The following is a 15444-nucleotide window of genomic DNA, read 5'->3' as shown; positions in this document are numbered from 1 at the left end:
CACAGCACCGGACTAAAGAAAACGTCACGTACCCCACATTCGCTTCTTAGGGGTTCCTTACTTACGCTGGCGTAGGTTACGGTTGCGTAGCCCGGACATACATCCCCATCCGTGTCGTGAGAGGTAGCCCATGACCGTTCTCGCCGATCGCCCGGCAGCGGCCCCCAAGCCGGAGGCCGATCCGTCCCGCCGTACCAAGGCAGAGCTCTTCACCTTCGCTCTGGTCGTCGGCCTGCCGTTGGTCGCCATCGCGACCGCCGTCCCGTTCGCCTGGGGCTGGGGGCTCGGCTGGACGGACATCGCCATCGCATTCGTCTTCTACGTCGTCTCGGGTCTCGGCGTGACCGTCGGGTTCCACCGGTACTTCACCCACGGCTCGTTCAAGGCCAACCGCCCGCTCAAGGTCGCCCTGGGCGTCGCGGGCAGCCTGTCCCTGGAGATGTCCGTCCTGGACTGGGTCGCGGTCCACCGCAAGCACCACAAGTTCTCCGACAAGGAGGGCGACCCGCACTCGCCGTGGCGCTTCGGCACCGGCTTCAAGGCGCTGTCCAAGGGCCTGCTCTACGCCCACATGGGCTGGCTGTTCGAGGCCGAGCGGGCCAACCGCCAGAAGTACGCCCCGGACCTGATGAAGGACCCGGACCTGATGAAGCTCCACAGGTGGTTCCCGTGGCTCGCGCTCACCTCCATCGTGGCGCCCGCCGTCCTGGGCGGCCTGCTCACCATGTCCTGGTGGGGCGCGTTCACCGCGTTCTTCTGGGGCTCGCTCGTCCGCATCGGCCTGCTGCACCACGTCACCTGGTCCATCAACTCCATCTGCCACGTCTTCGGCGACGAGCAGTTCGAGGCGCGCGACAAGTCGCGCCAGGTCTGGTGGCTGGCCATCCCGTCCTTCGGCGAGTCCTGGCACAACCTGCACCACTCCGACCCGACCTGTGCCCGCCACGGCGCGCTCAAGGGCCAGATCGACATCTCGGCCGGCCTCATCCGGATCTTCGAGAGGCTCGGCTGGGCGCGTGACGTGCGCTGGCCCACCCCCGAACGGCTGGCGGCCAAGCGGGTCTCGTGACCCTCGCCCGCGTGCCTGACGACCGGCCGGCATCCCCGGCCGCGATCGGTCAGGCACGTTTGTCGTCGCCGGATGGGACCATGGACCTTGTGACGACACCCCATACGCGCAAGCGGATGACAGGCAGGGAGCGCCGGGAGCAGCTGATCCGGATCAGCCGGGCGCTCTTCGCCGACAAGGGGTTCGACGCCACCTCGATCGAGGAGGTCGCGGCGACGGCGCAGGTCTCCAAGCCCGTGGTCTACGAGCACTTCGGCGGCAAGGAAGGGCTCTACGCGGTCGTGGTGGACCGCGAGATGCAAAAGCTGCTCGGCATGATCACCGAGGCGCTGTCGGCGGCGCACTCGCTCATCAAGCTCGAACGGGCGGCCCTGGCGCTGCTGCAGTACATCGAGGAGAGCAGCGAGGGGTTCCGGATCCTGGTGCGCGACTCCCACGCGGCCTCCGGCACGGGCACCTTCGCCAGCCTCATCAGCGAGATCGCCAGCCAGGTCGAGGACGTACTGGCCGACGAGTTCCTGGCGCGGGGCTACGATCCCAAGCTCGCTCCGATGTACGCGCAGATGCTCGTCGGGATGGTGGCGCTGACCGGGCAGTGGTGGCTGGACGTGCGCAAGCCGAGCCGCGAGGAGGTGGCGGCGCATCTGGTGAACCTGGCCTGGAACGGGCTCACCGGGCTGAATCCCCAGCCGACGATCACGGCGGCGTCCCGCAACCCGCCGTCCAAACCCCCGCCCGTGGTGGTGAAGGACCTGCGCGAGCTGGAGAAGGAGCGCCGGGAGGCCGAGAAGGCGCGCGCCAAGGAGCTGCGCGAGGCCGAGAAGGCCCGCCAGCGCGAGCTGAAGGAGCGCCAGCGGCAGCTGCGCGAGGCGGAGAAGGCCCGTGAGCGCGAGGAGAAGATCCGCCAGCGCGAGGCCAGGCTGGCCGAGCGCCGTGCGGCGCGGCTGGCCGAGAAGGCGCAGCACAGCGAGCAGGCGGAGGAGTCCGTTGAGCAGTAGTTAACGTTCCGTTTAAGTATGTCGGGCAATATAGCCGATATGTCCGTGGAACTGCTGCATCCTGGAGACGACCTGCCGCTGCCCCAGGAGCGGTTCCTCAACCGCGAGGAAAGCTGGCTCCAGTTCAACGAGCGGGTGCTGGAGCTGGCCGAGGACCCCTCGCTCCCCCTTCTGGAGCGGGTGCGGTTCCTGGCGATCTTCTCGAGTAATCTGGACGAGTTCTTCCGGGTACGGGTGGCGGGCCTCAAGCGCCGCATGGCCACCGGCCTGCTGCTGCGCACGCGCAGCGGCCTCAAGCCGCGCGAGGAGCTGGCCCGGATCGCGACCATCGCGGGCCGGCTGGCCCGGCGCCACGCGGCCGTCTACCACGAACGCATCCGCCCCCAGCTCGCCGCCGAGGGCATCGAGATCATCCGGTGGGACGACCTGACCCGCGAGGAGCGCACCGAGCTGCGCAAGCTGTTCAGGGAGCGCATCCGGCCGGTCCTGACCCCGCTGGCCGTCGACCCGGCCCACCCCTTCCCCTACATCTCGGGCCTGAGCCTCAACCTCGCGGTCGTGGTGCGCAACCCGGCCACCGACCACACCGTGTTCGCCAGGGTCAAGGTGCCCTCCCAGCTGCCGCGCTTCGTGGCCGCCTCCAAGGACCGCTTCGTCCCCCTGGAGGACGTCATCGCGGCCCACCTCGGGCAGCTCTTCAAGGGCATGGAGGTCGTCCAGCACCACGTCTTCCGCGTGACCCGCAACGAGGACCTCGACGTCGACGAGGACGTCACCGAGAACCTCATGAAGGCCCTGGAGAAGGAGCTGCTCAAGCGCCGCTTCGGCCCGCCGGTCCGGCTGGAGGTCGAGGAGAGCATCACGCAGGAGGTGCTCGATCTGCTGGTCGACGAGCTGGACGTGGCGCCGCACGAGATCTACCGGCTGCCCGGGCCGCTGGACCTGAGCGGGCTGCACGCGATCGCCGACCTGGACCGGGCCGAGCTCAGCTACCGACCGTTCGTGCCGGCCGAGGCCATCCACGCCGACGACGACATCTTCACCGTGCTGCGCGAGCGCGACGTGCTCGTGCACCACCCCTACGACTCCTTCGCCACCAGCGTGCAGCGGTTCATCGAGGCGGCGGCCGAGGACCCGCACGTGCTGGCGATCAAGCAGACGCTCTACCGGACCAGCGGCGAGTCCCCCGTCGTGGACGCGCTCATCGACGCGGCCGAGGCCGGCAAGCAGGTCGTGGTCGTCGTGGAGATCAAGGCGCGCTTCGACGAGCACGCCAACATCTCCTGGGCGCGCAAGCTGGAGAAGGCCGGCTGCCACGTGGTCTACGGCGTGCTCGGGCTCAAGACGCACTGCAAGCTGGCCATGGTCGTACGGCAGGAGCCCTCCGGCGAGCTGCGGCGCTACTGCCACATCGGCACCGGCAACTACAACCCCAAGACGGCCCGGCAGTACGAGGACTTCGGGCTGCTGACCTCCGACCCGCTGGTCGGCGAGGACGTCACCGACCTGTTCATCCACCTGACGGGCTACTCCAACCACTCGGCCTACCGGCGGCTGCTGGTGGCCCCCCACTCGCTGCGCGGCGGGCTGCTGGCCAGGATCGAGCGGGAGATCGCCCACCAGCAGGCCGGACGCCCGGCGCGGATCAGGATCAAGACCAACTCGCTGGTCGACGAGCAGATGATCGATGCGCTGTACCGGGCGTCACGGGCCGGCGTGCCGGTGGACCTGTGGGTGCGCGGCATCTGCACGCTGCGTCCGGGCATCCCCGACCTGTCCGAGAACATCCGCGTGCGGTCGATCCTGGGCCGCTTCCTGGAGCACTCCCGGATCTACGAGTTCGGCCTCGGCCGCCGGCCGGAGATCTGGATCGGCAGCGCCGACCTCATGCGCCGCAACCTCGACCGCCGCGTGGAGGCCCTGGTCAAGGTCACCGGCCAGACGCACCGGTCCTACCTGATCTCCCTGATGGACCAGGCCATGGCCGACTCCACGAGCGCCTGGGTGCTCAACTCCGACGGCACCTGGACCCGCCACCCGGGCGAGGACCTGCAAAACCACCTCATCGCCACGCGCCGGTGGAGGACCGTTGACGGCTGAGCAGCCCATCCGCGCGGCCGGCGTGGTGCTCTGGCGCGGCGACGAGCGCGACCCCGAGGTGGCGGTGGTCCACCGGCCCCGCTACGACGACTGGACCTTCCCCAAGGGCAAGGTGCGGCCCGGCGAGCACGAGATCGCCGCCGCCCTGCGCGAGACGCTGGAGGAGACCGGCCACGCGGTCGTGCTCGGCCGCAGGCTCCCCACCGCCCGCTACCCGCACAAGGGCCGGCCCAAGCAGGTGGAGTACTGGGCCGCCCGGCCGGTCTCCGGCCACTTCGCGCCCGGCGACGAGGTCGACCGGCTGGAGTGGGTGCCCGCCTCGCGGGCGCCCCGGCTGCTGACCTACGAGCGGGACGCCGGCCTGGTGGAGGCGCTGCTCGCCGCGCCGCTGCGCACCGTCCCCCTCCTCCTGGTACGGCACGGCAGCGCCGGATCGCGTGAGGAGTGGGAGGGCGACGACGACCTGCGGCCCCTGGACGCCGAGGGCCTGGCCCAGGCGCGCACGCTGGCCACCGTCCTGTCGGCCTACGCGCCCGAGCTGCTGCTGAGCTCGCCCAGCCGGCGCTGCGTGCAGACGCTCGAGCCGTACGGCACCGGCATCCGCCTGGAGCCGCTGCTCAGCGAGCGGCAGCAGGACCCGGTCAAGACGCCCGAGCTGGTCAGGCGGCTGCGGGTGCCGGCCGTGGTCAGCAGCCACGGCAAGGTGCTGCCGCACCTCATCGAGTCCCTCACCGGGCGCGAACACCACCTGGCCAAGGGCGGCCTGGCCGTCCTGCATCGCATGGAGGACCGCGTGGAGGACGGGGTGGTGGCCATGGAGACCTACCTCGACGGTCAGAACGGCTAGAGCAGCTTGCCGACCGCCTTGCGGGTCCTGGCCCACACCTCGGGGAACTCGGCGTGCGCCCGCTCGGCCGCGCCGCGCTCGACGCCGATCAGCAGGCCGTAGGTGAAGGTGTCCTCGCCGGCCTGCCTGGCGGCCTCGGCCTCCTTGGCCAGCGTCTCCTGCGCGATCACGCCGTCCATGTGCGCGCCCAGCACCTCCTGCACGGCCTCGGCGTGCCTGGCCAGCCGGCCCATCTTGGCCCCGAGCGCGGGACGCAGCGCCTCGGCGGTGTAGCGGGCCCGCTTGGCCGACTTGCGCACCTCGTGCATGGCGATCTCGCGGCGCTCGGGGTCCTCGATGGCCTGCGCGGCGTCGTAGGCCCTGGTGACGCGCGCCCAGCTCTTGCCCGCCACGCCGACGAGGGTCTTGGCGTCCTGGGCGGCGGCCTCGGTCAGCCGCGGCTCGGCGATTAGCGCGTCGAGGGCGTCCAGCAGCGCGAAGTAGCGCTCGCCGCCGAGCGTCTCCCTGATGCGCCCGTAGGCCTCCCGCTCCCGGCGGTACATGTCGTCGCCCAGCCTGGCCCGGATCGGCCCGACGACCAGCTCGGGCGCCAGGTCCTCCAGCCGCCGCGCGAACCTGGCCCTGATGACCTCCAGGTCCCGCGCCTCGCCGAGCACCCCGGCCAGCCACTTGAGCTCGTCCTGGATCTCCCGCGTGCCGGCGACGACCGGCTTGAACGCCTTCAGCGCGCTGCGCAGCCTGCGGGTGGCCACCCGCATCTGGTGGACGGCGTCCTCCTCCGCGCGCCGCACCCTCGGGTCCTGTCCCAGGAGGGCGCTCACCTGGCCGGCCAGGTAGTCCATCACCACCTCGCCCGCGCTGCCCGCGGCCACCTCCGCCCGGGGGACGGGCGGCGGGTCGAGCAGGCGGGCCAGCTTGCTGGAGGAGGAGGCGGGCACCGCCCCGGCCTTCTTCAGCCGCTTGCCGACCTTGGCGAGGAGCTTGTCGTCACCGTTGAGGAGCTCGGCCTCGACCTCGCGCCAGCGCTGGACCGCCGGCGCGCCGAGCAGCGACGTGGCCTTGACCCGGTCGTCGGCCACCTCGACCAGGTCGCCGAGCCGTACGACGGTCCGCTTGGTCTCCAGCTGCGCCACCACCCGCAGCGGCGCGCCCCGGGTGAAGCCGAGCACGAGGTCGGCGAGCTCCTGCGGGACCACCTTGGTGCTGCGCGTCAGCGGGAAGACGATCTCCTGGCGGCCGCCCTTGACCTTGGGCAGCTTGAGGTGCCAGCCGGGGTCGGCGCCGCCGCGCCGCCGCCGCAGCGTCGCGCCCCTGCGCGCCAGCCGCAGGTCGTCGGTGTCGTAGTAGAGGGCGACGAGCTGGTAGCTCTTCGGCCCCGCCGTCTCGCCCAGACCGCCCAGGTCCGGCAGCACGTAGTCGGCCGGGACGTCGAACTTGTCCTCGATCTCGATGCCCACCGGACCCCCTCCGTGACGATTTGGGGGCCATCATGCCATCAGAAGGTTAATTTCAGTCGGCCGGCTTGCGCGCGACCACGAAGATCCGGCGGAACGGGAACGGCGTGCCGTACGGCCTGCGCGGATAGGCCTCGCGGAGCCGTACGGCCAGCTCCTCGGTGAAGCGCTCGCGCTCGCCGGGGGCGAGGCGGTCGAAGACCGGGCGCAGGGCCGTGCCGGAGATCCAGCCGAGCACCGCGTCCTCGCCCTGCAACACGTGGACGTAGGTGGTCTCCCAGGCGTCGACCCGGCAGCCTCGCGAGGCCAGCTGCTCCAGGTACTCCAGCGGCGTAGCCACCGGGTGGTCCCTGGGCAGGTCGCGAAGCTTGTCGTGGGTACGGCACAGCTCGCGGATGAGGCGGTGGCTCGGCGCGTCGAAGTTGCCGGGCACTTGGAAGGCGAGCCAGCCGCCCGGGCTGAGGCTGTCCACCCACGTGTCGAGGACGTCGCGGTGCTCGGGGACCCACTGGAGCACGGCGTTGGAGACCAGGACGTCTACCGGCCGGTCGGGACGCCAGGTCGTGACGTCGGCGACCTCGAAGGTGACGCCCTCGCGGCCGCGGGCCTTGGCGATCATGGCGTTCGAGGAGTCGAAGCCGTGGACCGTGGCGTCCGGCCAGCGGTCCTTGAGGGCGGCGGTGAGCTCGCCGGAGCCGCAGCCCGCGTCGACCACGTAGCCGGGGCTCGTGGCCCCTATCCTGGCGACCAGCTCGAAGAAGGGGCGGGAGCGCTCGTCGGCGTATCTGGCATACACCTTCGGATCCCAGATATCTCTTGACATAGAGATAATTGATATCGAGAAAGATATCTCGACGTCAAGACAGTAGACTGCGTCGCATGAACACCGATGAGGTCGACCGGCTCGTCGCCGCCTGGCGGCAGGAGCGCCCCGACCTGGACGTCGAGCCGCTCCAGGTGCTCTCGCGCGTCTCGCGGCTCGCCAGGCACCTGGACCGGGCGCGGCGTGCCGCCTTCGCCCAGCACGGGCTGGAGCCCTGGGAGTTCGACGTGCTCACGGCGTTGCGGCGGGCGGGCAAGCCGTACGAGCTGTCCCCCGGTGCTCTGCTGCGCGCCACGCTGGTCACCTCGGGGACGATGACCAACCGGATCGACCGCCTCGCCCAGGCCGGGCTCGTCCGCCGCCGTCCCGACCCGGAGGACAGGCGCGGGGTCCTCGTGTCGCTGACGGCGGCGGGGCTGGACCGGGTCGACGCGGCCTTCGAGGACCTGCTGCGGCGTGAGCGCGAGCTGCTGGCCGGGCTGGGGCCGCAGGAGCAGCGGACGCTGGCCGGCCTGCTGCGCACGCTGCTCGCACCCTTCGACAAGTAGCCTCGGCAAGCGGCTCCGGCAAGCGGCTCCGGCAAGCGGCTCCGGCAAGTGGCGACGCCCCTCCGACGGGAGCGACGCCCTTCGCGCGAGGCCCTGCGATGACGAACGGCGGTGCGCCGGGTGGGTCACTCGCCGAGCCGCTCGGCGACCTCCAGCCACTCCGCCTCGACCGCGTCCTTCTGCGCGAGCACCTCCCGCAGCTCGGCGTCCAGCGCGCCCAGCCGTTCGTAGTCGCTGGCCGCCTGGGCCATCGCCTCGTGGAGGCCGGCCTCCTGGGCGGCGAGCCTGTCGAGCTGCCGCTCCAGCCGGTTGAGCTCCTTGCGCAGCTCCCGCTCCTCCTTGGCCGACAGGCCCCCGGCCGTGGGGGACGGCCCCTCAGCCGCGAGGGATGATCCGCCGACCGCGGAGGATTCTCCGCCGGCCTGGCGGGCCGTCACCGCCGTCCCGGACGCCCGCCGCCGCAGGTACTCCTCCACCCCGCCGGGCAGCATCGACAGCCGCCCGTCGCCCAGCAGCGCCACGCACCGGTCGGTCACGCGCTCCAGGAAGTAGCGGTCGTGCGACACCAGCACCAGGGTTCCCGGCCAGCCGTCGAGCAGGTCTTCCAGCTCGTTCAGCGTCTCGATGTCCAGGTCGTTCGTCGGCTCGTCGAGCAGCAGCACGTTCGGCTCGTCCATGATCAGTCGGAGCAGCTGCAGCCGTCTGCGCTCGCCGCCGGACAGGTCGCCCACGACCTTCCACTGCGCCTCGCCCTTGAACCCCAGGCGCTCCAGCAGCTGGGAGGCGCTCCACTCCTTCTTGCCGACCCGGACGTACTTGCGCACCTCCTCGACCGTCTCCAGCACCCGGCGCGCAGGGTCGAGCTCGGCCAGCTCCTGCGACAGGTACGCCAGCCGTACCGTCCTGCCCCGCACGACCCGGCCCGCGTCGGGCTTGATCTGGTCGGCGAGCAGCCGCAGCACCGACGACTTGCCCGAGCCGTTCACCCCGATCAGGCCGATCCGGTCGCCGGGGCCGAACTGCCAGGTGCACCGGTCGAGGACGAGCGGTCCGGCGCCGGGGCCTCCGGCGTGGAGGGTCACGTCCTCCAGGTCGTAGACGGTCTTGCCGAGCCTCGCGCTGGCGAACTTCATCAGTTCGACCGTGTCGCGGGGCGGGGGCTCGTTCGCGATCAGGGCCTGGGCCGCCTCGATGCGGAACTTGGGCTTGGACGTGCGGGCGGGCGGGCCGCGGCGCAGCCAGGCGATCTCCTTGCGCATGAGGTTCTGGCGGCGCTCCTCGGCGGCCTGGGCTATCCGCGCACGCTCGGCCTTGGCCAGGACATAAGCGGCATATCCGCCCTCATACCGCTCGACCCGGCCATCCACGACCTCCCACGTCCGCGTCGTCACCGCGTCCAGGAACCACCGGTCGTGCGTCACCACCACCAGCGCGCTCTTGCGGCTCGCCAGATGCGCGGCCAGCCAGGCGATCGCCTCGATGTCCAGGTGGTTGGTGGGCTCGTCCAGCATGATCAGGTCATGCTCGTCGATGAGCAGCCTGGCCAGCGCCGCGCGCCGCCTCTCCCCGCCGGACAGCTCCCCCATCCTGGCGTCGAGGTCGAGATCGCCGATCAGGTTGGCCAGGACGTCCCTGACCCGCTGGTCTCCCGCCCACTCGTGCTCCGCCCTGTCCCCCAGGACGATCTCTCGTACGGCTCTCGCCCCGTCGAACTCGTCGTGCTGCGCGAGCAGGCCGATCCTCGTGCCCCGGGCATGGGTCACGCGCCCGCTGTCGGGCTGCACCGTGCCGGCTATGACCGAGATCAGCGTGGTCTTGCCACCGCCGTTGCGCCCCACGACGCCGATGCGCTCTCCGGCCTCGATGCCCAGGGAGACGTCTTGGAGCAGGGGCTTGGGGCCGAAGGCGTGGGACACCGCCTCGAGGTTGACCAGATTCATCGCTGTCCAAGCGTATCCGCCCGCAACCCTGGCCCGGCCATGCTCCGGCCTGGCGCAGCACAGGGGAGCTCCCGGGGTGGTCGGTTCTTGACGAGAACCGATGCGAGGGGGGACAGCGCGGCGTTGGTCCGCGTGAGGTCGAAGGCGGCCGGATCGAACTGATCGGCCGAGTCGAGGCCGAGCCATTCGAGCCGCTCCTGATGCTCCTCGTGCGTGGGATCGGCGAGGATCTCCAGGAGGTAGTCATATCCCCAGATGCCGCCGCAGTCTTCGGGCGGGCAGGCCCGCCGGCCGGTGAGGCAGCGTGGGTAGGCGACGCCCGGCTCGGCCGGGCCGACGGCCTCCACCACGATGGCGTGCTCCCAGTCGTCGCCGAAGTCGTAGGTGTAGACGAGACGGCCTGAGGGCGCGGGGGCGAGCTGGTCGAGCCGTACGGCGGCGGCATCGGCGATGCGCAGCTCCGGGTCGGCTACGCCGTAGCGGCCTTTCGGGCTTTCGAAGACCCACATGTGGTAGTCCTCCCAGCCGAAGGCGGCCTGCATGACGTCGTGCAACGCACGCAGCGTGATGGCGGAGGGGACCTCAAGGCGCCGCCAGATCGGCGGCCGGGAACCGGCCAACGTGACCTTGATCCGGTGAACGGTGACAGGACCGCGCGCGGGGGTGGCGCCCGAGGAAGCCATGGGTGGCATCTTGCCGTACCGGCACCCTGGGCGGGCGCCATCCGAGAACGATCGCCTGCGGGTCGGGCCCGTGGTCGACGTCAGGAACACACGCCGATGCGCGTCCCCTCCACGGTGGCCTGGCATAAGGGCAGAAGCAGGGAAACCGAGCAGAAGCAGGGGAGGCAGGGACGAAATCACGAGCAGGGACGCCGACCGACGTCAGACGAGCCGACCGACGTCAGACGATGTGCGCGCCGCGCACGGGGCCATGAGCGGCCACGGCCGTCCGGCAGACGCCGGCCCCTTCCAGGGCGACAGCCAGGTTCCTGGCGGTCTCCTCGTCCGCGGCCAGGAACGCGCACGTCGGCCCGGATCCCGACACGATCGCGCCCAGGGCTCCCAGCTCGCGGCCGGTCTCCAGCGTGCGCGCCAGCGACTGCCGCAGCATGAGCGCGGCGGGCTGGAGGTCGTTCACCAGATGCGCCCCGAGAGCCTGGGCGTCGCCGAGCCGCAAGGCGTCGAGCAGCCCCTCGCTGACCTGCGGCCAGGCGACCTCCTCGCCCGTCGCCTCGCGCAGGCGGTCGCACTCCGCGTAGACCTTCGCGGTGGACAGACCGCCGTCGGCCACGGCGAACACCCAGTGGAACGGGCCGCTCGCCGGCACCTCCGAGAGCTGCTCGCCCCTGCCCGTCCCGATCGCGGTCCCGCCGAGCAGCGAGAAGGGCACGTCGCTGCCCAGGTCGCCCGCGATCTCCATGAGGTCCTCGAACGGCAGGCCGAGCCCCCACAGCTCGTTGCACGCCACCAGGGCTCCCGCGGCGTCGGCGCTGCCCCCGGCCATGCCGCCCGCCACCGGAATGGCCTTGCGGATGATCAGCTCGACGCCGTAGGTCCGGCCCGCATGCTTGGCCAGCGCCTTGGCCGCCTGGATGGCGAGGTTGCCCTCGTCGGTCGGCACCTGGTCGGCGAAGGAGCCCTCGACGCGCACCGCGACCGCCTCGGACTCCCTGGCGACCACTTCGTCGAAGATCGAGACGGCATGGAAGACGTTGACCAGGTCGTGGTACCCGTCATCCCTCAGCGGACCGACAGACAGCTGAAGGTTGACCTTGGCGGGCACCCGCACGCGGACCGAGCTCATTGATCTTCTGCCACCCTCGTAACCTGTGCTTAAGGCTCCCGATCGTAGCGGGAGCGGCTTGGTGCCCGGCTGGATTCGCGCAGAGGGAACCACCGACTTTGGTCTACACGAAGACCTCCCCATCGTCCCTCCATGAGCCCTCCCATCGTCCCTCCATGAGCGTGGAGGCGGCGAGTGCGGGCCGTCAGCCGGGGCGTACGGCTCCGCGGTAGATCGTCCGGTAGTAACTCGAGGTCAGGAACCGCGTCTTCCTCACCACGTCGCCGGTCTTGGGCGCGTGGATCATCACGCCCCCGCCGAGGTAGAGGCCCACGTGGGTGGGGTCGCCCGTGCCGCCGCCGAAGAAGACGAGGTCGCCGCGGCGCAGGTCGCCGAGCGGCACCCGGCGGCCCTGGCGGAACTGGGTGCCCGTGTAGTGGCCGAGCTTGACGCCCGCCTTGGACCATGCGTACAGGGTCAGGCCGCTGCAGTCGAACCCCACCGTGGCGGCGCCGCGGCCGATGCCCCGCGTGGGACCGGCGGACGAGCCGCCACCCCACGAGAAGGGCGTGCCGAGCCTGCGGAGGGCGAAGGACGCGGCGATGTCGCCCTTCGACGGGCGCCGGCTCTCCGACGAGCGCCGGTCCCCCGGCATGCCCCCAGCCTCCGACGTGCCTCCAGCCTTCGACGCATCCCCACCCTCCGACCGGCGCCCACCCTCCGGCGCCTTACGCGGGCTGCCCGCCGGCTTGTGGGATGCCCGGGCGCCGGGCTTGCCGGTGGTCCCCGTGTCCCCCTGGCTGTCCCCATGATCATCCCCATGGCCTCTCGGACTTCGGCCCTCGCCGAGCTCGCCGGGCGTCCAGACGAGGGCCTCCCATCGCCCCAGCCACTCGGCACGCGGCGACGACGGCCATGCGCTCGTCCACCGGACGGCACCCAGGGCGGGCCGGGGGCCGATGGCGCGGATCCCGGCCCGCTTGAGGGCGGCCACCAGGGCGCGCCGGTCCGGACCGCACGCCTGGGGCGGGAGCGAGACCACGACCCGCAGGTCGGGGCGCATGGGGGCGTCGAAGAGGCCCGCGAAGGAGCGAGGCATGTGCATGACGCCGGTGCACCACCTGGCGCCCTCGGCCGCCGCGGGCATGGCCGGGAGGGCGCCGAGCGTGGCCAGCACGCCGCCGCCGAGGGTGAGGATCGCGGGCAGGGGGGAGCGAACGGACACGGGGACTCCTCGAAGGTTTGAGCGAATCGAGGAGCCCAGAATGGTTCCCGGCCCCCGGCCCCGCGGAGCCGAAAAGCGTTCTGGGGACAACGAGTCGTCCAGCCGACGCCCCTGTGGACGAACCGTCAAGGGCGAGGCAGGTTCTCCGCGATGCGCGCGAAGTCCCCGACCTCCAGCTGCTCCCCCCGAGCCGACGGGTCCACCCCTGCGGCCCGCAGCGCCGCCTCGGCGCGCGCCGCCGTACCCGCCCAAGAGGCCAGCGCCGCTCGCAGCGTCTTGCGCCGCTGCGCGAAGGCCGCGTCGATCACCTCGAAGACCTCCTCGCGGCCGGCGCGGGTGGCGGGAGGCTCCCGCCGGGTCAGCGCCACCAGCCCGGAGTCCACGTTCGGCACCGGCCAGAACACGCTCCGCCCGACCGGCCCCGCGCGGCGCACGTCCGCATACCAGGCCGCCTTCACCGAGGGCACGCCGTACACCTTCGACCCCGGGCGGGCCGCCAGCCGGTCGGCGACCTCCGCCTGAACCATCACCAAGCCCTTGCGAAGCGACGGAACCGCTTCAAGCAGATGAAGCACAACAGGGACCGCGACGTTATACGGAAGGTTCGCCACCAACGCTGTCGGCAAATATCCACCGAGGTCAGAAACGCCGACACGCAAGGCGTCCGCCTCCACGACGGTCAGCTTCGCACCCAGCCCCCGCTCCCCCACGGTCACCGGCAGCTGGCGGGCCAGCACCGGGTCGATCTCCACCGCCACCACGTGGTCGACGCTCTCCAGCAGCGCCAGCGTCAGGGAACCCAGCCCGGGGCCGACCTCCAGCACCACGTCAGAGGGGCCGACCTCGGCCGTGCGGACGATCTTCCTGACCGTCCCGGCGTCGATCACGAAGTTCTGGCCCAGCTTCTTCGTCGGCCGAAGATCGAGCTTGTTGGCCAAATTACGTATTTCCACAGGGCCGAGCAGGCTCATACTGTTCCCCTCATCCATCCAGTTTCCCGCACCCGGCCACCTGCGACGGACACAGGTGGACGAGGATGGGAGAGGAAGGGGCCTCGCTCATGGAGCCAACCGGCGCGGCGCCGCTCCGGCCGACGGACAAGCGCCAGATCGGCCCGTACCGCCTGATCGGGCGGCTGGGCGAGGGCGGCATGGGCACCGTCTTCCTGGCCCGCGCCCCCACGGGCCGCCTGGTGGCGGTGAAGGTCGTCAGGAGCGAGTTCGCCAACCAGGAGGGGTTCGCCGCGCGCTTCCACGCGGAGGTCGACAACGCGCGGCGCGTGGCGTCGTTCTGCACCGCCGCGGTGCTCGACAACGGCAACGCCGAGGACGGCCGGCCGTACATGGTCACCGAGTACATCGCCGGCACCCCCCTGTCGGAGCAGATCGCCAAGTACGGCCAGCTGGACGCCGGCACGCTCCACGGCGTGGCCCTGGGCATGGCGGCGGCGCTCGCGGCCATCCACAACGCCGGCCTCGTCCACCGCGACCTCAAGCCCGCCAACGTCATCCTGTCCCTGTCCGGGCCCAGGGTGATCGACTTCGGCATCGCCCGCGCCCTGGACCGCGAGAGCGGCTTCACCCTGTCCGGCGAGCTCGTGGGCAGCCCGGGCTGGTGGGCTCCCGAGCAGGTGCGGGGGCTGCCCGTCACGCCCGCGGTCGACATCTTCGCCTGGGGGTGCGTGGTGGCCTACGCGGGCAACGGCCGCCACCCGTTCGGCCAGGGCAGCGTCCTGACGCTGGCCAGCCGCGTGGTCAACACCCCGCCCGACCTCGGTGCCCTGCCCGCCCCGCTCAACGAGCTGGCACGGCAGGCGACCGCCATGGACCCGGCGAGCCGGCCGACGGCCCAGGACCTCGTCCTGGCCCTCGTGGGCGGCGGCGCCGCGGCCCCGACGCAGGTCCAGCGCCGCGACCCGCCCACGCTCGTGGCGACCGAGCTGCTCAGCCACTCGTGGCAGCCGCCCGCGAACCTGGTCGAGGAGGTGCCGCCCCACCGCGGCAGCCGCCCCACCGATCCGGGCACCGGAACCCCGGCGCCCCAGCGAGCCGGCCGCCTCACCGATCCGGGTACCGGGACCCCGCCGCCCGCGCCGGTGAGCCCGGTGCACGACCAGGCCACCCACCCGCCGGAGCCCGAGCGCAGGCCCGTGACCCGCTGGCTCATCGCCGCGGCGGCCGCGCTCGTGGCCTCGTCGGTGACCGCGGCGGTCCTCATCGCGACCTCGCCCGACAGCCCGCGCCCCCAGAACCCGACGCCCGGGCAGACGCAGGCGCAACGCGCCACCGACGTGGGCCGCAGGTTCGCGCTCGGCCAGGACGTGGACGCGCTCCAGTTCGTGGTCGCCGAGGCCCCCCGCTGCGGCCTGACCGAGTACCAGGGCACCACCAGCACCAAGGGCCAGCTGTGCGTGATCCGCTGGACCGTGCTCAATCCCGGCGGGACGGACCAGCCGCTCGGCAGCCCGGCGGCGACCCTGCAGGACGACAAGGGCGGCACCCACGAGCCCCTGCCCGCCCAGGTGCCCACCTCGGTCGCGCCGGGCGCCCGGGTCGACGGCCGCCTCCTGTTCGACCTGCCCCCGGCGCGCACGCCCCTCCGCCTGACGGTCTCCGGCCTGCCGGACGGCAAGCAGATAGAGGTCACGCTGTGAGG

General features: G+C 71.8%; 13 protein-coding genes. 6 read left to right on the top strand and 7 right to left on the bottom strand.

Translation table 11 applies throughout. The features are described 5' to 3' along the window. The first annotated feature begins 130 nt into the window (after positions 1-130). From BSB02_RS04485 to BSB02_RS04470, 4 genes are all read left to right on the top strand, one after another. Positions 131-1069, top strand: coding sequence for an acyl-CoA desaturase (locus tag BSB02_RS04485; protein ID WP_084957090.1), 939 nt, complete (start codon positions 131-133; stop codon positions 1067-1069). Between the two features lie 89 nt (positions 1070-1158). Further along, entirely contained in the window at positions 1159-2067 is a 909-nt protein-coding gene (locus BSB02_RS04480) for a TetR/AcrR family transcriptional regulator (protein WP_420855827.1), read from the top strand. Between the two features lie 39 nt (positions 2068-2106). Continuing rightward, on the top strand, positions 2107-4167 hold the full coding sequence (locus BSB02_RS04475) for an RNA degradosome polyphosphate kinase (RefSeq protein WP_084957086.1): 2061 nt from the start codon (positions 2107-2109) through the stop codon (positions 4165-4167). Continuing rightward, positions 4157-5014: an NUDIX hydrolase gene (locus tag BSB02_RS04470; RefSeq protein ID WP_240506175.1), complete on the top strand. Its 858-nt coding sequence runs from the start codon at positions 4157-4159 to the stop codon at positions 5012-5014. The genes BSB02_RS04475 and BSB02_RS04470 overlap by 11 nt, the downstream gene beginning before the upstream one ends. On the opposite strand, the gene BSB02_RS04465 is transcribed toward BSB02_RS04470, so the two are convergent. Continuing rightward, on the bottom strand, positions 5011-6471 hold the full coding sequence (locus tag BSB02_RS04465) for a CYTH and CHAD domain-containing protein (protein ID WP_084957084.1): 1461 nt from the start codon (positions 6469-6471) through the stop codon (positions 5011-5013). The genes BSB02_RS04470 and BSB02_RS04465 overlap by 4 nt on opposite strands. A gap of 52 nt (positions 6472-6523) precedes the next feature. Next, a complete protein-coding gene (locus BSB02_RS04460) occupies positions 6524-7291 on the bottom strand; it encodes a trans-aconitate 2-methyltransferase (protein ID WP_084957082.1) in 768 nt (255 codons plus the stop codon). 56 nt (positions 7292-7347) lie between these two features. Here BSB02_RS04460 and BSB02_RS04455 point away from each other — a divergent pair, with 56 nt between their 5' ends. After that, positions 7348-7839 (top strand): MarR family winged helix-turn-helix transcriptional regulator, encoded by a 492-nt coding sequence (locus tag BSB02_RS04455; RefSeq protein WP_084957081.1) that lies wholly within the window; start codon positions 7348-7350, stop codon positions 7837-7839. 125 nt (positions 7840-7964) lie between these two features. Here the strand turns inward: BSB02_RS04455 and BSB02_RS04450 are convergent, their stop codons facing one another. The 5 genes from BSB02_RS04450 to rsmA all read right to left on the bottom strand — a co-directional run bounded on the left by BSB02_RS04450 (position 7965) and on the right by rsmA (position 13760). Next, complete coding sequence (locus BSB02_RS04450; protein ID WP_084957079.1) at positions 7965-9779, bottom strand: ABC-F family ATP-binding cassette domain-containing protein; 1815 nt, start codon at positions 9777-9779, stop codon at positions 7965-7967. Further along, the gene (locus BSB02_RS04445; protein ID WP_206184506.1) at positions 9776-10552 is read right to left on the bottom strand and encodes a plasmid pRiA4b ORF-3 family protein; all 777 of its coding nucleotides are present in this window, start codon (positions 10550-10552) and stop codon (positions 9776-9778) included. Before BSB02_RS04445 ends, BSB02_RS04450 begins: the two co-directional genes overlap by 4 nt. 130 nt (positions 10553-10682) lie before the next feature. Further along, positions 10683-11585 (bottom strand): 4-(cytidine 5'-diphospho)-2-C-methyl-D-erythritol kinase, encoded by a 903-nt coding sequence (locus BSB02_RS04440; RefSeq protein ID WP_084957076.1) that lies wholly within the window; start codon positions 11583-11585, stop codon positions 10683-10685. A gap of 184 nt (positions 11586-11769) precedes the next feature. After that, positions 11770-12789, bottom strand: a complete 1020-nt coding sequence (locus tag BSB02_RS04435) for a C40 family peptidase (RefSeq protein ID WP_084957074.1) — start codon at positions 12787-12789, stop codon at positions 11770-11772. Between the two features lie 125 nt (positions 12790-12914). Beyond that, a complete protein-coding gene (gene rsmA, locus BSB02_RS04430; RefSeq protein ID WP_420855826.1) occupies positions 12915-13760 on the bottom strand; it encodes a 16S rRNA (adenine(1518)-N(6)/adenine(1519)-N(6))-dimethyltransferase RsmA in 846 nt (281 codons plus the stop codon). Positions 13761-13849: 89 nt separating this feature from the next. On the opposite strand from rsmA, the gene BSB02_RS41955 reads away from it, so the two are divergent. Then, positions 13850-15442 carry a serine/threonine-protein kinase gene (locus tag BSB02_RS41955; RefSeq protein WP_143590226.1) on the top strand — a complete coding sequence of 531 codons (1593 nt, stop codon included), beginning with the start codon at positions 13850-13852 and terminating at the stop codon, positions 15440-15442. Positions 15443-15444: the final 2 nt, after the last annotated feature.

The sequence above is a fragment of the Thermoactinospora rubra genome (assembly GCF_002093975.1).
GTDB lineage: Bacteria > Actinomycetota > Actinomycetes > Streptosporangiales > Streptosporangiaceae > Nonomuraea > Nonomuraea rubra_A.
The sequence above is the reverse complement of the archived record's forward strand: the minus strand, read 5'-3'. Positions and strand labels throughout refer to the sequence as shown.